The organism is uncultured Flavobacterium sp. (assembly GCF_951805225.1).
GTDB lineage: Bacteria > Bacteroidota > Bacteroidia > Flavobacteriales > Flavobacteriaceae > Flavobacterium.
On sequence record NZ_OX638201.1, the window covers coordinates 3,565,332 to 3,586,174 of the forward strand.

Consider the following 20,843-nt stretch of genomic DNA (forward strand, 5'->3'; position numbering starts at 1 on the left):
TTAGTTTTTTTTATTTCTTCTTAGCTAATATTAATTATTTTTAAAACCGCTATCTAAACTGGACTAAAGTCCATCTCTACAATATTTGCCAAACCTTCGGTTCTCTTTTATCTATCTTAATAAAAAAAGCGATTTAAAAATTAATTTTTAAATCGCTTTTTTTATGATTCCGAAATCTTAGCGCCTCAGAACCTTAGTCCCTTAGAACCTTTAAATAGGTTTATAACTTTTCACTTCCCATTTTTTAGAAGCTAAATCTATATAATTATAATGTAAAACATCATTTTTATCGAATTGTCCGTTTTGATTGGTGTCTTCGATTGTTCTAAAGTATAAGCGGTTTTTAGATTCGATTAAACTCCAATCTACTAATTCCTGAAGATCTGTAGAAACTTTGGTGAAATTCTCTCCACTAATATCACTTAAATACAATGTTTTAATATCTCCTGTATCAATTTTACCGTCTTTATTAGTATCTGCATCTGTCAAAGTATAAACCATAACTTTATTCTGAGTTCTGTCAGCAACGGTTTTTAAATAAGTCGCCGTTAAAATCAAAACCGGTTTATCAGACAAAGGACGAATAGAATCTGAATCTACTTTTTGAAATTTCAAATTTTGCAAATAACCTGTAATCTCATATTCCCCTAAATTTGAAATCGTAAAACTCACATCATTCACACTTGAAGATCCATAACGCGCTTTTGTTCCTTTTTCAAACACGCGCAAATCTCCAACAGGATGAATCAAATAGTTCGTTCCTTCCATTTGAATAGGCAAATCAGCAACTTCTATCTGCGTAGAATCTGTTTTTGTGACAACACTTCCTTTACTGGCAGCATCATAAATTACTTTCGGTTTCTGAACTTCATCTTTACAACTCACTAATGTTCCGATGATTGCTAAGGCTATATATTTTAAGGAATTTTTCATGTATGCTAATTATATTAGAATATCAAATATAGTATTTTTGATTGTATTATTTATTTTTATTGAATTTTACTAAGGCGAAGATATTTAAAAGAACAAGACCTAAATAAGCCGAAAGTAGAATCCAATTCTTTTTATACAGAGCCAAATTATATTCCAACTGTCTTTTTCTTTCCCGTTCCAGAAAAAAATCTTTATTCGCTTCCCAATAACCGCATTTAAAAGGAACGATTTTTTTGAAATCATTTTTAAATTTAGGTTTTGGCATTATTAAAACAAAAAAATCATTGTCGTTTTGAATATACAAAGGCATTTGCTCAATTGCCAGAATATCTAAAACTCGAATATAAACTTCATATTGCATCTTATCACCTAAATGAATCTGAATACCATTTATAGCATCATTCTTCCGGTTTATTTTTCTTAAAGCAAGTTGAAGATCATTCAATTTTTCTTTCTCTAAATCTTCACTGCTATTTAGATTAAATACCTGATAGTTTCTTTTGATTTGTAAAAAAGCTTTTTCCTGAATAGAGTCTGGAAAACTAACATCTACACAACTTTCAACCGTAAAAGCATCAACTTTATAAAAATGATAAAAACAAAACACCGGAATCAAAATCAAGGAAATCATTCCAGGAACGTAAAAAATCTTCTTTCGCTTTTCACGTTTTTCTATCATAGTCTCGCATTCAATTTTATATTGAAAACTCTTGAAGTCATATAATTTGGAATCGCGTATTGATTTTTAGAATATACGTCACGAACCCAAGTATTGGTTATCGCATTTTGATTATTGAAAAGATTGAAAATCTCTAATCCAACAGATAATTCTTTGAAGTTTTTTAGCCAATTTGCTTTAGCAACTTTAGTACTGTTATCAACAAAAACTTTAGCAAAACCAATATCTACTCTACGATAATCGTTTAATCTGTTTTGATATAGATATGGATCTGAATATGCCGGAGCTCCTCCAGGTAAACCAGTATTATAAACTAAATTCAGATATAATTTTACACTTGGAATATTAGGCATATAATCCTGAAACAACATCGCAAATTTCAAACGTTGATCTGTTGGTCTTGCAATATATCCTTTATCTGCATAATTTTCTTCGGTTTTCAAATAACCAAAACTAATCCACGATTCTGTTCCCGGCACAAATTCTCCATTTAATCTAAAATCAAGACCTTGCGCATATGCTTTTGCATTATTATTGGCAATATAACGAATTCTAACATTGTCGATCGAATACACATTTACATCAGAAAGTGATTTATAATATAGTTCTGTAACCCATTTAAAAGGGCGATTCCACATTTTAAAATTATAATCATTCCCTAAAACAATATGAACTGATTCCTGAGCTTTTACATTTGGATTTACAACACCATCCAAATCCCGAAGTTCTCTATAAAAAGGCGGTTGGTGATATAATCCGCCCGAAAGCCTGAAAACCATATCCATATCCCAATCCGGTTTTATAGCAAATTGCGCACGCGGGCTAAAAACTACTTGATTTTTTCCTTCAACAGCTGCTCCGGAAACATTCCAACTCTGGAAACGAGCTCCTAAATGATACCAAATCTGACTAGAACCAAGTTCCGCTTTTTTATTATACTGCGCATAACCTGAAAATCTATTTATAGTATTATAATTTGTTGCACGAACATCCTGATAAGGCAACAATGGTCCGGTATAAGGTTGATACGGCTGATTATTTTGTGGCAAAATAACAATTGGAGGATTTATAGAAAATCCAGCAGAATCAATCATTTCCCATTCTACAATTCTATCTCTAATAGATTCTCTGGTATATTTAAGTCCAAATTCTAATTGACTGTCATTTAACCATTCTTTGAATCCTTTAATTTCGGCATTTGCAATTAAAGCGTCCAAATCATTTCGCGCGTGACTCAATTGCGAACCAATTCCTTTTGTAAAATCAACTTGAGACGCGTCTTGATCCTCGCCAACATTTCCAAGACGATATTGCGCCAGAATATCAAAATGTTCTTGTTCTGTAGTATGAAATAATGAACCAATAAGTTTTAACGTTAAAGTTGGAGAAACTTTATAAGTCGTTTTTAATGCACCAAAATAAGTGTCGTATTTATCTCTTTCCTGACCTTCATAATATACGGCAAGCGCCATTGGCTGGTCTATAGTTCCAAATTTTGTCTCGCGGGTTAAAGGCTGATACAAATACTTGTTTTCAGAAATGTTTCCTAAAAAACTAATCTGCCATTTTTGCGAAATATCATAATTGATGTTCGTTTGAATATCAGCAAAAGTTGGCGTATAATTCGTTTGTGTATCTTGACTATTAACCAACAAACTGTTATTTCTATAACGAACTCCAGTTACTGCAGACCATTTTTTATTTTTAGAAACCAAATCTACTGAAGCACTTCCTCCCAAAAAACTTGCTTCAAGTGAAGCGCCAAACTGAGTTGGTTTTCTATACGTAATATCTAAAACAGAAGATAATTTATCTCCAAATTTGGCCTGAAATCCTCCAGCCGAAAAGTCAACATTCTGAACCAAATCTGTATTGGTAAAACTCAATCCTTCTTGCTGACCAGAACGAATTAAAAACGGACGATAAACTTCGATTTCGTTTACATAAACTAAATTTTCATCATAGTTTCCGCCGCGAACTGCATATTGTGTACTCAATTCATTATTTGAATTTACTCCCGGCAATGTCTTTAGAATGTTTTCGATTCCGGCATTTGCTCCGGGAATTTTTTTAATCGTTGCCGCATCAATAGTTGTAATTCCCTGAACACGTTTTTTATTTTTGGAAGAAACAAAAACTTCTCCCATTTGTTCTTCAGAATTACTCATTACAGGATTAAAAACAAAAACTTCATTTGGTTTTAGATTTACTGCCAAACTCATCATTTTTAAAGAAATGTGAGTAAAAATCAAAGAAGTTTTTTTGTTCGATGGAACATCGATTTCAAAAAAACCGTTTGCATCTGATTGCGTTGTATTTCCCGAAGAAGTCACATTGACATCGACGACCGGACGTTTTTGATTATCTAAAATAATACCTTTAACATGAGCATTTTGAGCAAATGAAATACAAGAAATGCATAAAAAAAGAAAACCGAATATTACTCTGTTATTATTCAAACGTTTTGATTTTATTTTTGTTGACTTCTAAAAAAATGAGTTTCAAAGATAGCAGAATTACCCACATTATCAATTACTTCAATTTTTAAATCGTTTGCCCCTTCAGCAAGCATTGTATCATCAAAAGTATGTGTGATTTTCTTTGTTTTGTTTTCATATTCAAACAAAATCCAATTTCCGTTTAAATATCCGTTGTATGATTTAATTCCTGAAGAAGAATCGTTAATGATGAAATCTATTTTTTTGACATCACTTATCCATTTATCCTGAATTGGTTTTACAATTTTAATTGTTGGATTAATTGTATCCAAAACCAACCCAAATTGTCCCAGCGTTTTTGATTTAGCCGTAAAAACATCTCCTTTTCTAATAGTTCCGTTGTAACTATTTCCTCTTCCAATATAAAGTTTATCTCTTAATTCTTCCGGATATGAACTGTCTTTTATAGTAATCGTAAAATTCGAATGCACAGGAACTGTATCGTCGTGAATATAAATACGATTGTTTTTTACATCAAAATTTAAATTAAAATCATCGTAAAAAGTTCCCGCCGGAAAAAATACCGACATATTATCTTTTTCGAAATTAGAATCTTTATTGACTTTAATAAAATATTTTGAAGTCACAGGCTCTTCTTTTACAATTGGCGTTGCAGCATCATATTCAACTGGAACTGTAATTGTATTTAAATTTCCAAAATAATCAGAAACTTCAATTCTATACGTCGAAGCTAAATTCGGCTCGACCGGAATAATCCCTCGTAATGAATCTGTTTTTATTATGCTTAAAGCAAAAGGCGTTTTCATGAAAAGTTTTTGAACGCGCTGACCTGATTTTTTATATTTACCATAATCAATCAATGCATTTACATAACGCATTTCGTCAAACGAATAAGTATTGAATTGATAGTTATAATTTTGATTTCCGTTAAAGAAAGTAGAAACATTAAAAACTCCATTTTTATTAAAAGAAACATCATCGAAATCTACCGCTACAATTCCAAAACCAATTTTCCCGTTCGCTTTTACTTTACTTGCCAAATAGGTTCCGTCTTTTTGAAGCGCAACATTTAGCAATAAAGGTTGTTTCGATTGATTTACCGTCGAATTATTTAACGGATAAACATAAACACTCGAAACTGTTGGCTTTTTAGTGTCTTTAATATTTTTATCGAATCCAAAAAATATCGGATTAATTACAAATTCTGTTTTAGTATCGCGAATTTCAAAATGCAAATGTGGTCCTTCAGAAGAACCTGTATTTCCGGAAAGCGCAATTAATTGGCCTTTTGTAACTGGCAATTCATCAGGTTTTAGAAACATTTCGATTTCGTAAGCCTTCTCTTTGTAATGTGTTTTTTTGACATAATCCTGAATTGGACCAACAGTAGTTTGCAAATGTCCGTAAACCGAAGTGTATCCGTTTGGATGTGTAATATAGATACATTTTCCGTTTCCGAAAGTCGAAATTTTTATCCTTGAAACATATCCATCTGCAATTGCATAAACATTTAATCCTTCTCTTTGGTTTGTTTTTAAATCAAAACCGGCATGAAAGTGATTTGGTCTTAACTCCCCAAAATTCCCAGAAAGCTGCATTGGAATATCAAGCGGCGGACGAAAATAATCCTTCGGATATTGGGTTTGAGCGAAAATAAAATTTGTAAAAAACAGGGCAAGCAGTGATAATCTCATAAGGCAACATTTTTGCTAAGATAAAGAAATTAGCTACTAAAAACGAGTAAAAAGCTACAAAAATACAATTAATTGAATTTCATTTGTTTGATTATTTTTAATGTAAAAAAATCGATAAAAAATTGCATTAATAAAAAGGAATACTAACTTTGTATGATTAAGTAATGAATAGGATTTATAATGAGTGTAATTGCAGAAATAATTGATACTCTTGAATATAAAGTCGAAAAGCTTTTTGAGAAATCAAAGGCCCTAGAAAAAAACAATCAGGTTTTAAGATTAGAACTAACCAAAGCTGCGGAAATTATCCAGAAACAATCTGAAGAAATGGAGGCTTTGAAGAAGCAATATGATACACTTAAAATAGCCAATTCGTTGCTCGGCAGCGACAATAACAAGAGAGAGACAAAGCTTAAAATAAATTCATTAATTCGCGAAATTGATTACTGTATAGCACAACTATCAGATTAGAAAGACATGGACGGAAAGCTTAGAATTAAAATATCAATCGCAGACAGAGTCTATCCATTAACGGTAGAACCATCTCAGGAAGAAGGACTTAGAAGTGCTTCTAAGAAAATTGATGCTATGATCAAGCAATTCGAAGAAAGTTACGCGGTTCGTGACAAACAAGATGTTCTGGCTATGTGTGCCTTGCAATTTGCATCACAAGTAGAACAAAAACAAATTGATAATGCAATCGATGGCGAAGAAACTATCGAAAGAATTAAAAGATTAAATTCGCTATTAGATCAATATCTCGAAAATTAAACGTTCTTTACAGAAACTAAGATACTGCCTACATTAGTTCACAATTGGTAAACTCAACACTAACAATTTAGAATGAGCAAATCGTCGCTACTATAGTATGCCCTGCTTCGACTGGGAAACTTGAACAGTGAGTTAGCTCAAAACTTGTCTTTACGAGTTTATTCAAGCAATTAATGTAGGCTTTTTTATATATAAATTTTAACAAACATGGACATAATAACGATCATTATTTCAGGTATTGTAGGGATTGCAGCAGGATTTGCGATCGCTAAAATCATCGAAAAAAGCAATATTTCTAATTTAATTAAAAACGCAAAAAAAGAAGCCTCTTCCATTTTAAAAGACGCTAATTTAGAAGCAGAAAATATCAAAAAAGATAAAATCCTTCAAGCAAAAGAGCGTTTTATCGAATTAAAATCAGAACACGAACAAGTTATTTTAGCTAGAGATAAAAAAGTAGCTGAAGTAGAAAAAAGAGTGCGTGACAAAGAATCTCAGGTTTCAAACGAACTTTCGAAAGCGAAAAAAGTAAATGACGATTTTGAAGCTAAAACAAATGAATACAATAATAAAATTGAAGTTTTAGACAAAAAACAAGCTGAAGTTGACAAATTACACAAAAGTCAATTGCAACAACTTGAAGTAATTTCAGGACTTTCTGCTGAAGAAGCAAAAGAACAATTAGTTGAAGGTTTAAAAGCTGAAGCTAAAAGTAAAGCAATGTCTCATATTCAGGATACAATTGAAGAGGCAAAACTTACTGCACAACAAGAAGCTAAGAAAATTATCATCAATACGATCCAGAGAGTTGGAACTGAGGAAGCAGTTGAAAATTGCGTTTCAGTATTTAACATTGAATCTGACGATGTAAAAGGTAGAATTATTGGTCGTGAAGGTCGTAACATTAGAGCTCTTGAAGCTGCAACGGGAGTTGAAATCATTGTTGATGATACACCGGAAGCTATTATTCTTTCTTGTTTTGATCCTGTTCGTAGAGAAATTGCTCGTTTGTCATTGCACAAATTAGTAACTGACGGACGTATTCACCCAGCGAGAATTGAAGAAGTTGTTGCTAAAACAGCAAAACAAATCGACGATGAAATTATCGAAGTTGGTAAACGTACTGTAATCGACTTAGGAATTCACGGTTTACACCCAGAATTAATTAAGGTTGTTGGTAGAATGAAATACCGTTCATCTTACGGACAAAACTTATTGCAACACTCAAGAGAGGTTTCTAAACTTTGTGGTATCATGGCTGCCGAATTAGGCTTAAATGTAAAACTTGCCAAAAGAGCTGGTTTACTTCATGATATTGGTAAAGTGCCGGATACTGAAAGTGATTTACCACACGCATTATTAGGTATGCAATGGGCGGAGAAATACGGTGAAAAAGAAGAAGTTTGTAATGCAATTGGAGCTCACCACGACGAGATCGAAATGAAATCATTACTTTCTCCAATCGTTCAGGTTTGTGATGCTATTTCAGGAGCAAGACCAGGCGCAAGACGTCAGGTTCTGGATTCATACATTCAGCGTTTGAAAGATCTTGAAGAAGTTGCTTACGGATTTAGCGGTGTAAAAAATGCATACGCAATTCAGGCTGGTAGAGAACTTCGTGTAATTGTAGAAAGCGAAAAAGTTTCTGACGATAACGCTGCAAACCTATCTTTTGAGATTTCACAAAAAATCCAAACTGAAATGACTTATCCAGGTCAGGTAAAAGTTACTGTAATTAGAGAAACCAGAGCGGTTAATATTGCTAAGTAATCTCAACTATTATAAAATAAAAAAGGCTATCATAACGATAGCCTTTTTTATTTTATGTCAAATTCATTTAAAGATCATTAAAGACAATTTTAAAGCTTGTTCCCACTCCTACTTCACTTTCTACAGAAATACTTCCTTTCATCGCTTCAATTTGATTTCTGGTAATATACAAACCGATTCCTCGCGCTTCCTGATGTTTATGAAAAGTTTTATACATTCCGAATAATAATTCCCCATAAACAGCCAAATCGATTCCTAAACCATTGTCTGTAATTTTTAATGATTTATAGCCTTCAGGTTCAATCGAAAAATCAAAAACTATTATTGGATCGCGATCCGGATGTGCATACTTTATAGCGTTTGTTGTAAAGTTTAGCAAAACACTTTCCAAATAAGCAGGATTGAAATTAATCGTCAAATATTGAGGAACATTATTTACAATCGTAACCTTCGTTTGTTTATCGTAACCTTTGATTGTCGAAATTGTTTTCTCAATATATTCACAAAGTTTTAAAGGAACGACAGCAATATTAATATTACTTTGCGTTTTTACGATTTGTGTTAAATTAGAAATCGTGTCATTTAAATCATTAGAAACTGTTCGCAAGTGTTCTAACATTTCACTTACGGTTTCTTTATCACCATCAGCATCAATAAAGTCTAAAATCGACTTTATATTTCCTGCCTGCGTATTTAAATTATGTGAAACGATATGCGAAAAATTCAGCAATCTACTATTTTGATCGCTGTATAATTTCATCGTTTTTATAAGTTCCAGTTCTTTTTCTTTTTGCAGAGAAACATCCGTGTGAGTTCCGATTACGCGTAATGGTTTACCATTTTCATCTCGTTTAATAACTTTTCCACGATCTAAAATCCATTTATAATTTCCGCTCGAAGTCATTACACGATGATAGTTTTCGTAATAAGGAATCTTATTATCAAAATGTTCTTGTATATCTGAATAGTATTTGGGAAGATCGTCCGGATGCACAATTTTATCCCAACGTTCAGGATCATCAAAAATATCAGCAGAATCAAGTTCCAATATTTTTAGTGACAAAGACGAATAGAAAACATTATTGGTAACCATATCCCAATCCCAGATTCCGGCTGTAGAAGCATCAAGTGCAAATTGAAATCGTTCTTCGGAAATACGTAACTTTTCTTCTTTATCTTTTAATTCGGTAATATCCGAAACATGTCCATAGAAACTAACTCTACCATCATCTGATTGCTCTGTTTTTGCAGAAATCTTAAACCAACGTAAGCCTTTTTTTGGTAAAACAGCACGAAATTCAATATCCCAGGGTTTTATTTCTTTACGCGCTTTAACTAAAGATTGAAAAAACGCTTCACGATCCTGAAGAAAAACTCTTTCGTAAATAATAAACTTTATATCGTTGTTGAATTCACTAACTGTAAATTCAAAAATTTCATCAGCAGATTTACTAACTAGTGGAAAAGAATAATTGTTATCAGTATCAATAATAAACTGAAATAACAAATCAGGCATTTCGGCAAACAATTTTTTATAAAAATTATTCACTTCTAAGCAATCCTCATTTTCATACAAATCAAAAACCATATGCTACTTATTTTACTTAAATTGAATGATCAAAAAACATTTAAAACAATAAAAGTGCCGTTTGTCGATCTTATCTGTTTTTAATAGAAAATAATATACAATATATTAATTTTTGCTTTAAAAATCAGGACTCTGCCCAAAAAATTATTTTCTTGGATGAAAAGAATGCATCACTTCTTTTAGAAATCTCCTGTCTAAATGCACGTAGATTTCTGTAGTTGTTATCGATTCGTGTCCCAACATTAATTGGATCGATCTTAAGTCAGCTCCATTTTCAAGTAAATGTGTAGCAAATGAATGTCGCAAAGTATGCGGACTAATACTTTTATGTAAACCTATTTTTACCGCCAGATCTTTTATGATTGTAAATACCATTGCGCGAGTCAATTGATTACCTCTTCGGTTTAAAAACAAAGTGTCTTCGCAGCCTTTTTTAATATTCAAATTTACTCTGACTTCCTTTTGATAAATCTCCATATATTTTTGAGTCAATTTACCAATAGGAACAAAACGTTCTTTATTGCCTTTTCCGGTAATTTTTATGAATCCTTCGTCAAAAAACAAATCAGATATTTTAAGCGAAACCAACTCCGAAACCCGAAGTCCGCAACCGTATAAAGCTTCCAGCATCGCACGATTTCGCTCTCCTTCATTTTTACTTAAATCAATTGCGGCAATAAGCGCATCAATTTCGGCAACAGATAAAGTATCCGGTAATTTTCTGCCTGTTTTTGGAGTTTCAATTAATTCCAGCGGATTATCATTTCTGTAATCTTCAAAAACCAAATAATTAAAAAAGCTTTTCAATCCCGAAATAATACGTGCTTGCGAACGCGGATTTACTTCCTTAGAAACGGAATATATAAATTGCTGAACGGTTTCATCAGTAATTTTCAAAGGCGAAACTTCAATTTGATTTGTATCTAAAAAAAGACATAATCGCTCAATATCAAAACCATAGTTTTCAATTGTATTTTTAGACAAACCTCTTTCTATTCGCAAATACGATTGATAATCTTTTATGTATCGGTTCCAGTTCATATCTACAAAGTAAAACATTTTTTGGGCATAAAAAAACCTTCCCGATTAAGGGAAGGTTTTAAATATTTTTCAATTAAAAAACTAGAATTTATATCCTAGAGATAATGCAAAAACACTGTTTTTCGCATTAACATTATCATCAAAGTCATCTCCAACTACATTAGACAAACCCAAAGTATAACGAAGTCCAGCTGATAAATTTTCAGTAAAATCGTATCCAGCTCCCAGATTCAATCCTAAATCAATAGTTTTATAATTATCCTTAATATCTCCCTCTTCCGAGTGTCCTAAAATTGTTGCTTCACCTTTAGCACTAACTAAAAAACCAATTTGAGGACCAGCCTCCAAATTAAATTTCTCAGCTACATAATACTTTGCCATTACCGGAACATTAATATATCCTAACTTAGTATTTAATTCTGCTGGATAGACATTATTATTATATTCAAAATTACCCTTTTCTTTTACTCCTTGAGCAGAATACAAAACCTCTGGTTGAATAGAAAATTTATCCGTAATTTTTATTTCTGCAAAAGCCCCTGCCTGAAATCCTACTTTAGAAGAAGCATTTTCAACATCACCGGTTTGTGTACTAAGAGAAACTGCACCTTTTATTCCAAATTTCACTTCTTGAGCATTTGTAAAAGCAAATGCCATAACTGCTACAGCAGTCATAATAATTTTTTTCATTCTTTTGTTTTTGGTTAATTAATGGCCAAATATAAAAATATACTTATTAAATAATTAATTGTATTTTAACAAATAAAGCAGTAATTAGAGCCATTTTCACACCAATATCTTTTTATTTATTCTCAATATTAAAATCATAGATATAAAAAAACCTTCCCGATTAAGAGAAGGTTTTCTAAATATTTTTTAAAATAGAAATTAGAATTTATATCCTAATGTCAAAGCTAAAACACTATTTTTTGGGCTATCAAAATATTCATCTGCAGTATCAGTATTATAATCTGCAATATTTGATAAACCTACAGTATAACGAAGATTAACAGAAACATTATCAGTGAAGTTATATCCAGCTCCAAAATTAAATCCTGTATCTACAGATTTAAAACTGTCTTTAATATCATGACCATCTTGCTTAGCAGATACTAAAAATCCTAATTGTGGACCAGCTTCAACCGTGAATTGTTTTGTGATAAAAAATTTAGCCAAAACAGGAACATTTATGTAATTTAATTTATCATCGAAATCACCGAAAGAACCTCCATCAATTTTAGCACCTTGAGTAGAGAACAAAACCTCCGGTTGAATAGCTAATCTTTCGATAACTTTAATTTCAGCGAAACCTCCAACTTGGAAACCTACTAAAGATCCAGCATCCCAATAATTTCCTCCGGCAAAAGTTGTTAGGTTAAGACCTCCTTTTACTCCAAATCTAGTTTTTTGTGCATTAGCAAAGCCAAATACCATTACTGCCATTGCAGCTAAAATAATTCTTTTCATTACAATTTGTTTAAGGGTTATAATAGTCAAATATAAAAATATACTTAATAAAAATTAATTTTTATTTTAACAAATATAGCAGTATCTAAAGCTTTCAACATATTTAACTAAAGCTAAACTGTTAGTTTTCAAAACATCACTGAAATTATTATAGAACTTCTGTATATTTTAGATAAGGCTCAAAAATTATTTATTAATCGAATTTATAATTGAATCCCAAGTTTACAGAAGAAATAGTTCCATTGTTCGAAATTCCTTTGTACGAAGTATATACTTCAATTTTTTTAGTCTGGAAACCAAATTTTGGCTGATATAAAAATCCTCCGTCTATATCGCCGTCAACATTAATAGCATAACCTAAATCTGCGCCAACAAAAAAATTATCTGCAATTGAATATTGTGCAGTTCCGGCAACTGGAACAAAGCTTTGATTAGTACTTCTAAGCATTTCATAAGCAACATTTCCAATATAAGCAGTATAATCTTTACCTATATATGTTGTGTAACCTGTAGTTACTCCCGCGCTAAACTTATCAGCTACATTCCACAAATAAGAAACATCAGCACCTAAGTTTACAGAAAACAAATCTGCACTATTTCCTAAAGGTAGACCAACATGTGCTCCAACTTTAAAATGTCCATCTTGCGCATTGACAAAACCAAATACCATTACCGCGATTGCAGCCAAAATAATTCTTTTCATTACAATTGTTTAAGGGTTATTATAGTCAAATATAAAAATTTACTTAATAAAAAATGATCTTTATTTTTTAAATAACAAAATGATAATGGATTACAAAATCTTATTAAAGAAAAATTCGCAAATGATTCTTAAACTTAAATAGGATACAAAATCAATATTTAAACATCGTTTTCAACTATTATATATCAAATAAAAAACAAATAAACATAATAATATACTTACCAAAATCAATTTCCATAAAACCTATTTTGAAATATTATTCGTATTAAATACAAAATTTTTCTACTAAAACAAATCAATCACAACCTTCTTAAAAAGAGTGTTTTACTTAGCCTAAATCAAAAAACATGCGAAATTTAGTAATTATTTAAACCAAAATATAAAACAATAAATTCCTAATTCTGTAGTTTTGACTAATAGATAACATTTAAAAAATACCAAATTTTAAAAAAATTTTTATGAAAAAAATAATTTTAGCAGCTGTATTGTTCATCGCAACATCAGCTACAATACAAGCACAATTAGTACAATTTGGAGTTAAAGCAGGGGTTAACTTTGCAAGTCAAACCGGAGATGCAGGTCTTCAAGGTGTTGCATTTGACAAAGAAGGTATCACTAGCTATCACGTAGGTGTTCTTGCAGAAATTAAATTATTAGAAAAATTCTCTATTCAACCAGAGCTATTATATTCTACTCAAGGAGCAACATACAAAAACGCGGTTGACGAATTTAAAAACGAATTAGGATACTTATCTATTCCAGTAATGGCTAAGTTTTACTTAACAAAATCAGTGAGCTTAGAACTTGGACCACAAGCTTCATTTTTATTAAGTGAAAAAAATGATTTTGATGTAAAAGATGCTGAAACTTTCGAATTTGGTCTAAATGCAGGTTTAGGTCTTAAAATTACTAAGAACCTTTTTATTCAAGGTCGTTATGGTTTAGGATTAACAGAAGCATCTAAAAATGCAGATGTTAAAAATTCAACTTTCCAAATATCAGCTGGATTCTTGTTCTAAAAATAATATCACATACTTTTCTAAAAACCGTTCTATTAATTAGAACGGTTTTTTTATTTTTACACTTTAGTGAAATGTTTTCAATAAAATATAAAATGAATTCGCATCACTTATAATTAAAATCAAAATATGAAAATCTGCATTATCAACGGCCCCAATTTGAATCTTTTAGGAAAAAGAGAACCAGAAGTTTACGGAAGTCAAACCTTTGAAGATTACTTTGAAACGTTGAAGCAAAAATTTCCTAACATTGAACTTTCTTATTACCAAAGCAATATTGAAGGTGAATTGATAGGAAAAATTCAGGAATGTGGTTTTACTTTTGACGGTATTATTCTAAATGCCGGCGCCTACACACATACTTCTATAGGTTTAGGCGATGCTATAAAAGCGGTTACAACTCCGGTTATCGAAGTTCATATTTCGAATACTTATGCACGCGAAAGCTTCAGACATCAATCGTATTTGTCTGGAAATGCAAAAGGTGTTATACTTGGTTTTGGTTTAAAAAGTTATGATTTAGCAATTCAATCTTTCTTGTAAGTCTTTTTTTAACAAATTTTTAATAAGCTCATTTTTAACTTATTCTATTTTTGTTAGAGAAACCACTTCCATGAAAAACTTTATTTTATCAGCCTTTTTATTTTTTTCGATTTCAAACTTTGCACAGATCAAAGGAACAATAACCGACGATAAAGGAAATCCATTGCCTTTTGTTTCGGTTTTTGAAGAAAACACCTATACCGGAACAACTTCTAACGAACAGGGAAAATACCAACTGAACGTAAAAGAGATTGGTAAAAACAAAATAGTTTTTCAATACCTGGGTTTTAAAACTCAAAAATCAACCGTTTCAGCAGATTCAAAAACAGTTACATTAAACATTGTAATGCAGGAAGAAAGTTTTGCATTGAATGAAGTCGTTATTGATCCCAAAAACAATCCTGCAAATGCAATTATAAAAAGCGCAATTGCGAACAAAAAAGACAATTCTGAAAAAACGGCACGATACACCGCTGATTTTTATTCGAAAGGAATGTTCAAAATAAAAGATCTTCCAAAGAAAATAATGGGCATGAAAGTCGATATCGGCGATGATATGGCTTCAAATTTAGATTCAACCGGAACAGGTATTTTATATTTATCAGAAACAATTTCTAAGATATCTTTTGAAAAACCCGGAAAACTAAAAGAGAAAATCATTGCTTCTAAAATTTCAGGAAACAATAAAGGATTCAGTTATAATACTGCCACTTTATCTACTTATGATTTCTATGACAATACATTAGAATTCAACATCAACCTTATCTCTCCTATCGCTGATAATGCTTTCAATTACTACAAATACAAACTTGAAGGAACTTTTTTTGACGATAATAATCAGCAGATTTATAAAATAAAAGTAACACCAAAGCGTGACAAAGAACCAGTTTTTGAAGGTTACATTTATATTGTTGATGATAGTTTTGCAATTTATGCCGTCGATTTAGACATAAAAGGTTACAGAATGAAAAATGAATTTACTGAAGCAATGAATCTAAAACAGAGCTTTAGTTATAATGTCAAAAACAAAATCTGGTCAAAAAACGCCCAAACTCTTTCTTTTAATGCCGGCGCTTTTGGTGTAAAGTTCTCTGGAAAATTCAATTATGTTTATTCGAATTATGAATTTCCGGCTTCTTTCGAAAAGAAAACTTTTGGAAATGAAATTGTAGCTTTTGAAGCTGACGCAAACAAAAAAGACGATGCTTTTTGGAATCAAATACGTCCGATTCCTTTGACAATAGAGGAAAGCAATGATTATACTAAAAAAGACAGTTTACAAACTATTAGAAAATCTCAGAAATACACTGATTCAATAGATTCCAAAAACAATAAATTTAAAGTTACGGACATCATAATGGGTTATGATTATAAAAATACTTTTAAGAAACACTCTTTTGAATATAAAGGTTTATTGAATCTTTCGTCTTTAAGTTTTAATACAGTTCAGGGTTTTAATCTCGATTCTGGTTTTTCATTTAAAAAATGGAATGAAGAAAAAGGAACTTCTACTTCTATAAGTACAACTTTTAATTACGGTTTCTCTGATGAACGTTTTCGTGTTACTGGCGAAATCAGTCACAAATTCAACAATATAAATTATGCTACAATTTGGGCGTCAGGCGGAACAAAAGTCGCTCAATTTAATAGTGCTCAACCAATAAGTAACTTTGTCAATTCTATAAGTTCATTGTTTTTCAAAGACAATTATATGAAGCTTTATAATTTAGAATTTGCTCAGGTCAACTATTCGCAAGATGTTGCAAACGGAGTAAATTTGAATGCAAAAGTTGGTTATGAACAACGAAAACCACTTTTTAATACTACGGATTATTCGTTCTTTAAAAGAGACGATATATATTCTTCAAACAATCCGTTGGCTCCAAATGACTTTGTAACGCCGGCTTTTGATCCGCATCATTTGTTTAAAGCAGCTTTATCGGCGCGAATTAATTTTGGAAATAAATATATTTCTCGTCCTGACGGAAGATATAATTTTAAAAATGATAAATATCCAACGGTCTTTTTAGCTTTTGAAAAAACTTTTGCAGCCAGTGAAAAAAAGTATGAATTCGAAAGAATTGGCGCTTCTGTTCAGTATGATTTATCGTTAGGAAATAAAGGAATCCTTGGAATGAATTTTAGAGGTGGAAAATTCTTTAACGCCGAAAACATTTCTTTCATAGATTACAGACATTTCAACGGAAACCAAACTCATATTGGAACAACTGATCGTTATCTGAACGTTTTTAACCTAATGCCATATTACGCCAACAGTACAAACGACAGTTATTTTGAAATGCATTTAGAGCACAATGACACGGGATTTATTATGAATAAAATTCCGTTGTTGAATCTCTTAAAATCTACTATGAATCTAGGATTTCATTCCCTTGCGATTCCGGACAGAAAACCATATTCTGAATTTACTGTTGGTTTGGATAATCTGGGTTTTGGAAAATTCAAATTCTTCAGAGTTGATTACGTTCATTCTTATCAAGGCGGAATTCAGCAAAATGGCGTTGTGTTTGGCTTGAAGATTTTGAATGTGTTAGATTAGGGACAAAGGTTCAGAGGTACAAAGGCTCAAAGGCGAATGCTTTGAGAAGTTCTTCGCTTTGCTCGAACTACAATTATATCCAATAAAAAATCCGTTTACTCTTTTAAAGAATAAACGGATTTTAATTTTTATCGTTGCTAAAGAAAGCCTTAGTCCCTAAGAACCTTAGCAACTTAGAACCTCTCCTCAGTGATAATCATCTGGCTCGATATGAATCAGGACATTTCCTAATTGAGGTATTTTTTCTTTTAATTTATCCTGAAGTTTATGAGACAAATCGTGTCCTTCTTTTACAGATATTTCGGCTGAAACTATGGCGTGAAGATCAACATGGTATTTCATTCCTGCTTTACGAATAAAACATTTCTCAGTTCCCAGAATACCTTCAACTGTCAAGGCAACTACTCTAATTTCTTCGACTAAATCATCATTTAAATTCTCATCCATGATTTCGCCAAGCGCAGGTCTGAATATTTTATAGCTATTGTATAAGATAAAAAAAGCAGCAAAAAGCGCCGCCCAATCATCTGCAGATTCATAACCTTTGCCCATAATCAGCGCGATCGAAATTCCAATAAATGCTGCTACAGAAGTAATTGCATCACTACGATGGTGCCAGGCATCAGCGGCAAGAGAAGAACTATTAGTTTCTCTGCTACGTTTCATTACCAAACGATACGAATACTCTTTCCAGACAATTATTGCTCCTAAAACATATAAAGTCCAGGATTTTGGCAAATCGTGTGAACTCTGAATATTTGCAATACTTTCGTAACCAATAATCGTTGCCGAAGTGATTAAAAAACCAACAACCAAAAAGGTTATTAAAGGTTCTGCACGACCGTGACCATAAGGATGGTTTTCATCGGGTGGTTTATTAGAATATTTGATTCCGAATAAAACTAAACAAGACGAAAATATATCCGCTGTTGATTCTATTGCATCTGCAATTAAGGCGTATGAATTGCCAAAAAAACCTGCCAGACCTTTTATAAAGGCCAAGCAGGTGTTTCCAACTATACTGAATATAGTAGCTTTTACAGCTTTTTGTTCGTCTGTCATTTGCGAATTTTATTTACGCTCTCACGATTTTTGCACCAATTGCTCTTAAACGTTCGTCGATACGCTCGTATCCACGGTCAATTTGTTCTATATTTTGAATTGTACTTGTTCCTTTTGCTGAAAGTGCTGCAATTAATAATGAGATACCAGCGCGAATATCCGGAGATGACATTGTTGTTGCTTTTAGTTGAGATTCGAAATTATGTCCCATAACCACAGCTCGGTGCGGATCACATAACATAATTTTTGCTCCCATATCAATTAATTTATCTACGAAAAACAAACGGCTTTCGAACATTTTTTGGTGAATCAAAACATCGCCTTTTGCTTGTGTTGCCACAACCAAAACGATACTCAATAAGTCAGGTGTAAAACCTGGCCATGGTGCATCTGCAATTGTTAAGATAGAACCGTCAATATCCGTTTTTACTTCGTATCCGTCTTTGTGAGCAGGAATGTAAATATCATCTCCATGCTTTTCGATTGTAATACCTAATTTTCTAAATGTATTTGGAATCAAACCTAAGTTTTCCCAGCTTACATTTTTGATCGTGATTTCGCTTTTTGTCATAGCTGCAAGACCAATCCAAGAACCAATTTCAATCATATCAGGAAGAATTCTGTGCTCGCAACCTCCAAGGCTTTCAACACCTTCGATAGTCAATAAGTTTGAACCAACTCCGGTAATTTTAGCTCCCATAGAGTTCAACATTTTACACAATTGTTGCAAGTATGGCTCGCAAGCTGCATTGTAAACTGTTGTTGTTCCTTTTGCCAAAACTGCAGCCATAACGATGTTTGCTGTTCCGGTAACTGATGCTTCATCAAGCAACATATCTGTTCCTGTAAGTCCGCCTTCAGGAGATTCTACTCCGTAAAAGTGATCTTCTCTATTGTATCTGAATTTTGCTCCAAGGTTAATAAAACCTTCAAAGTGTGTGTCTAATCTACGACGCCCAATTTTGTCTCCTCCCGGTTTTGGAATATATCCTTTTCCGAAACGTGCCAATAATGGTCCAACAATCATAATAGAACCACGAAGCGCTCCACCTTCTTTTTTGAAAGCTTCTGTTTCTAAATATCCAACATTAACTTCATCTGCCTGAAACGTAATCGAACCCGGTTCATTGCGTTGAATTTTAACTCCTAAATTACCCAACAATGTGATTAATTTATTGATGTCAATAATATCGGGAATATTATTAATTTTCACTTTATCCCCCGTTAGAAGCACGGCGCATAAAATTTGTAACGCCTCATTTTTTGCTCCTTGCGGAGTGATTTCTCCTTTTAAAGGAGTTCCTCCTTCGATTTTAAAAATTCCCATAGATCTCTTTTAGGTTCTTTCAAAGTTTCTAAGTTTCTGAGACTCTAAGATTCTAAGCAAAAAAACTTAGCAACTTAGAAGCTTAGCACCTTAGCTCCTTTTTTTTTATTTCTGATTATTATTTTTTACAAAAGGTTTTTTTCCGCCTTTATTGTTGTTATTTTTATTGCTTTGAATCTTTGGTTGTCCCGGAGGCGTGATTTTGTTTGACATACGCTTATTGGTACGCATTAAATCAGTTGTATTTAAAAGCTCTTCTGTGCTTTGCAACAAATTGATTTTTCCTCCTGACAATTCATATAAATGTTCAAAAATAACATCGTCTTTTACCGTGTCTTTATTCCAGCTTAAATATGATTTTTTCATATGATTGGCGATTACCAATACCAATGCATTTTTCATTTCGCCTTCCTCCCATTTATTGGCAACATCAATCATATATTTGATATTATTACCATAAAATCTGTATTTTGGGAAGTTTTGCGGATATTGTAATACATCTGGTTTTAACTGCAATACATCACGAGACGGAATTGGATACGGAGATTCTACATCTAATTTAAAATCAGACATAATAAAAAGCTGATCCCATAATTTGTGTTGAAAATCCGGCACATCACGCAAATGAGGATTCAAACTTCCCATAACCTGAATGATATATTTCGCAGCTTTGTTGCGCGTTTCAGCATCTTCGATATGAGTAGCCTGATCGATCAGTTTTTGCAAATGACGACCATATTCTGGAATGATTAAACGTTGTCTTTCAGAATTATATTCTAAATTAAAAACAACATCATTCGCGACTTCTTTTTTATATTTTTCGTTCATAAGTTATAATGAAACTATACCTTCTATGGTAGAAACTTCTTTGTATTTGCTAATCACTTCGTCAGCACTATGCATGGTAACATCTACAGAAACACTGGTAAATTTACCTGTTTTCGATTTTGTAGTTTTAATAACCGCGCCCATACTGTCAAAAGCTTTTTCAACTCGCTCTACATTATCGTCTACTGTAGGCACAATGAATTTATACAAGTATTCTGCTGGCCAAGTATTTGAATTATCTAACTCAACCTTTAATCTTTCGTAAAATTCGGCGGTGTTTTTTTCTTTATCGTTCTCCATTCGTAATTAAAAATAAACGCAAATATACGGTTTTGATTTCAGATTTCAGATTTTAGATTTTAGATTTTTTTCAGGCTTAAAAGTTTGTTTTAAAGGAGC

General features: G+C 32.2%; 19 protein-coding genes. 6 read left to right on the top strand and 13 right to left on the bottom strand.

Features of this window, described 5'->3' with window-relative positions; translation table 11 throughout:
• Positions 1-210 precede the first annotated feature (210 nt).
• Genes WN975_RS14560 through WN975_RS14575 form a run of 4 tightly spaced genes read right to left on the bottom strand, consistent with a single transcriptional unit; the run spans position 211 to position 5,765 of the window.
• The gene (locus tag WN975_RS14560; protein ID WP_337967162.1) at positions 211-933 is read right to left on the bottom strand and encodes a hypothetical protein; all 723 of its coding nucleotides are present in this window, start codon (positions 931-933) and stop codon (positions 211-213) included.
• Between the two features lie 46 nt (positions 934-979).
• Complete coding sequence (locus WN975_RS14565) at positions 980-1,612, bottom strand: hypothetical protein (RefSeq protein WP_337967163.1); 633 nt, start codon at positions 1,610-1,612, stop codon at positions 980-982.
• The gene (locus tag WN975_RS14570; RefSeq protein WP_337967164.1) at positions 1,609-4,071 is read right to left on the bottom strand and encodes a TonB-dependent receptor plug domain-containing protein; all 2,463 of its coding nucleotides are present in this window, start codon (positions 4,069-4,071) and stop codon (positions 1,609-1,611) included. Before WN975_RS14570 ends, WN975_RS14565 begins: the two co-directional genes overlap by 4 nt.
• A gap of 11 nt (positions 4,072-4,082) precedes the next feature.
• Positions 4,083-5,765: a M23 family metallopeptidase gene (locus WN975_RS14575; RefSeq protein WP_337967165.1), complete on the bottom strand. Its 1,683-nt coding sequence runs from the start codon at positions 5,763-5,765 to the stop codon at positions 4,083-4,085.
• A 180-nt stretch (positions 5,766-5,945) separates the two neighbouring features.
• Here WN975_RS14575 and WN975_RS14580 point away from each other — a divergent pair, with 180 nt between their 5' ends.
• From WN975_RS14580 to rny, 3 genes are all read left to right on the top strand, one after another.
• Complete coding sequence (locus WN975_RS14580) at positions 5,946-6,236, top strand: hypothetical protein (protein ID WP_337967166.1); 291 nt, start codon at positions 5,946-5,948, stop codon at positions 6,234-6,236.
• Between the two features lie 6 nt (positions 6,237-6,242).
• Positions 6,243-6,536, top strand: coding sequence for a cell division protein ZapA (locus WN975_RS14585; protein WP_056246511.1), 294 nt, complete (start codon positions 6,243-6,245; stop codon positions 6,534-6,536).
• 207 nt (positions 6,537-6,743) lie between these two features.
• Positions 6,744-8,306, top strand: a complete 1,563-nt coding sequence (gene rny, locus WN975_RS14590; RefSeq protein ID WP_337967167.1) for a ribonuclease Y — start codon at positions 6,744-6,746, stop codon at positions 8,304-8,306.
• A gap of 67 nt (positions 8,307-8,373) precedes the next feature.
• Here rny and WN975_RS14595 read toward each other — a convergent pair whose 3' ends face one another.
• From WN975_RS14595 to WN975_RS14615, 5 genes are all read right to left on the bottom strand, one after another.
• A complete protein-coding gene (locus WN975_RS14595; protein WP_337967168.1) occupies positions 8,374-9,894 on the bottom strand; it encodes a PAS domain-containing protein in 1,521 nt (506 codons plus the stop codon).
• Positions 9,895-10,038: 144 nt separating this feature from the next.
• Positions 10,039-10,935: a site-specific tyrosine recombinase XerD gene (gene xerD, locus WN975_RS14600; RefSeq protein WP_337968997.1), complete on the bottom strand. Its 897-nt coding sequence runs from the start codon at positions 10,933-10,935 to the stop codon at positions 10,039-10,041.
• A gap of 81 nt (positions 10,936-11,016) precedes the next feature.
• Positions 11,017-11,625, bottom strand: a complete 609-nt coding sequence (locus tag WN975_RS14605; protein WP_337967169.1) for a porin family protein — start codon at positions 11,623-11,625, stop codon at positions 11,017-11,019.
• A 198-nt stretch (positions 11,626-11,823) separates the two neighbouring features.
• Complete coding sequence (locus WN975_RS14610; protein WP_337967170.1) at positions 11,824-12,402, bottom strand: porin family protein; 579 nt, start codon at positions 12,400-12,402, stop codon at positions 11,824-11,826.
• A gap of 193 nt (positions 12,403-12,595) precedes the next feature.
• Positions 12,596-13,105: a hypothetical protein gene (locus tag WN975_RS14615; RefSeq protein ID WP_337967171.1), complete on the bottom strand. Its 510-nt coding sequence runs from the start codon at positions 13,103-13,105 to the stop codon at positions 12,596-12,598.
• A gap of 458 nt (positions 13,106-13,563) precedes the next feature.
• Between WN975_RS14615 and WN975_RS14620 the strand changes: the two genes are divergently transcribed.
• The 3 genes from WN975_RS14620 to WN975_RS14630 all read left to right on the top strand — a co-directional run bounded on the left by WN975_RS14620 (position 13,564) and on the right by WN975_RS14630 (position 17,227).
• A complete protein-coding gene (locus WN975_RS14620; protein ID WP_337967172.1) occupies positions 13,564-14,124 on the top strand; it encodes a porin family protein in 561 nt (186 codons plus the stop codon).
• Positions 14,125-14,253: 129 nt separating this feature from the next.
• Positions 14,254-14,667: a type II 3-dehydroquinate dehydratase gene (gene aroQ, locus WN975_RS14625; RefSeq protein WP_337967173.1), complete on the top strand. Its 414-nt coding sequence runs from the start codon at positions 14,254-14,256 to the stop codon at positions 14,665-14,667.
• A 70-nt stretch (positions 14,668-14,737) separates the two neighbouring features.
• Complete coding sequence (locus WN975_RS14630) at positions 14,738-17,227, top strand: DUF5686 and carboxypeptidase regulatory-like domain-containing protein (protein ID WP_337967174.1); 2,490 nt, start codon at positions 14,738-14,740, stop codon at positions 17,225-17,227.
• Positions 17,228-17,413: 186 nt separating this feature from the next.
• Here WN975_RS14630 and WN975_RS14635 read toward each other — a convergent pair whose 3' ends face one another.
• The 4 genes from WN975_RS14635 to WN975_RS14650 form a co-directional block, all read right to left on the bottom strand.
• A complete protein-coding gene (locus WN975_RS14635) occupies positions 17,414-18,289 on the bottom strand; it encodes a cation diffusion facilitator family transporter (protein WP_337967175.1) in 876 nt (291 codons plus the stop codon).
• Between the two features lie 13 nt (positions 18,290-18,302).
• Entirely contained in the window at positions 18,303-19,616 is a 1,314-nt protein-coding gene (gene murA / locus WN975_RS14640; RefSeq protein ID WP_337967176.1) for a UDP-N-acetylglucosamine 1-carboxyvinyltransferase, read from the bottom strand.
• 105 nt (positions 19,617-19,721) lie between these two features.
• Positions 19,722-20,444, bottom strand: a complete 723-nt coding sequence (locus WN975_RS14645) for a DUF4290 domain-containing protein (protein ID WP_121329060.1) — start codon at positions 20,442-20,444, stop codon at positions 19,722-19,724.
• A gap of 3 nt (positions 20,445-20,447) precedes the next feature.
• Positions 20,448-20,744 (bottom strand): DUF493 family protein, encoded by a 297-nt coding sequence (locus tag WN975_RS14650; RefSeq protein ID WP_337967177.1) that lies wholly within the window; start codon positions 20,742-20,744, stop codon positions 20,448-20,450.
• Positions 20,745-20,843: the final 99 nt, after the last annotated feature.

What these genes read in the sequence shown, in the direction of transcription:
- murA (WP_337967176.1), bottom strand. Translation starts at nt 19,616, where the DNA reads ATGGGAATTTTTAAAATCGAAGGAGGAACTCCTTTAAAAGGAGAAATC.
- WN975_RS14620 (WP_337967172.1), top strand. Translation starts at nt 13,564, where the DNA reads ATGAAAAAAATAATTTTAGCAGCTGTATTGTTCATCGCAACATCAGCT.
- WN975_RS14610 (WP_337967170.1), bottom strand. Translation starts at nt 12,402, where the DNA reads ATGAAAAGAATTATTTTAGCTGCAATGGCAGTAATGGTATTTGGCTTT.
- aroQ (WP_337967173.1), top strand. Translation starts at nt 14,254, where the DNA reads ATGAAAATCTGCATTATCAACGGCCCCAATTTGAATCTTTTAGGAAAA.
- WN975_RS14605 (WP_337967169.1), bottom strand. Translation starts at nt 11,625, where the DNA reads ATGAAAAAAATTATTATGACTGCTGTAGCAGTTATGGCATTTGCTTTT.
- WN975_RS14645 (WP_121329060.1), bottom strand. Translation starts at nt 20,444, where the DNA reads ATGAACGAAAAATATAAAAAAGAAGTCGCGAATGATGTTGTTTTTAAT.
- WN975_RS14650 (WP_337967177.1), bottom strand. Translation starts at nt 20,744, where the DNA reads ATGGAGAACGATAAAGAAAAAAACACCGCCGAATTTTACGAAAGATTA.
- rny (WP_337967167.1), top strand. Translation starts at nt 6,744, where the DNA reads ATGGACATAATAACGATCATTATTTCAGGTATTGTAGGGATTGCAGCA.
- WN975_RS14565 (WP_337967163.1), bottom strand. Translation starts at nt 1,612, where the DNA reads ATGATAGAAAAACGTGAAAAGCGAAAGAAGATTTTTTACGTTCCTGGA.
- WN975_RS14615 (WP_337967171.1), bottom strand. Translation starts at nt 13,105, where the DNA reads ATGAAAAGAATTATTTTGGCTGCAATCGCGGTAATGGTATTTGGTTTT.
- WN975_RS14560 (WP_337967162.1), bottom strand. Translation starts at nt 933, where the DNA reads ATGAAAAATTCCTTAAAATATATAGCCTTAGCAATCATCGGAACATTA.
- WN975_RS14580 (WP_337967166.1), top strand. Translation starts at nt 5,946, where the DNA reads ATGAGTGTAATTGCAGAAATAATTGATACTCTTGAATATAAAGTCGAA.
- WN975_RS14585 (WP_056246511.1), top strand. Translation starts at nt 6,243, where the DNA reads ATGGACGGAAAGCTTAGAATTAAAATATCAATCGCAGACAGAGTCTAT.
- WN975_RS14595 (WP_337967168.1), bottom strand. Translation starts at nt 9,894, where the DNA reads ATGGTTTTTGATTTGTATGAAAATGAGGATTGCTTAGAAGTGAATAAT.
- xerD (WP_337968997.1), bottom strand. Translation starts at nt 10,935, where the DNA reads ATGAACTGGAACCGATACATAAAAGATTATCAATCGTATTTGCGAATA.
- WN975_RS14630 (WP_337967174.1), top strand. Translation starts at nt 14,738, where the DNA reads ATGAAAAACTTTATTTTATCAGCCTTTTTATTTTTTTCGATTTCAAAC.
- WN975_RS14635 (WP_337967175.1), bottom strand. Translation starts at nt 18,289, where the DNA reads ATGACAGACGAACAAAAAGCTGTAAAAGCTACTATATTCAGTATAGTT.
- WN975_RS14575 (WP_337967165.1), bottom strand. Translation starts at nt 5,765, where the DNA reads ATGAGATTATCACTGCTTGCCCTGTTTTTTACAAATTTTATTTTCGCT.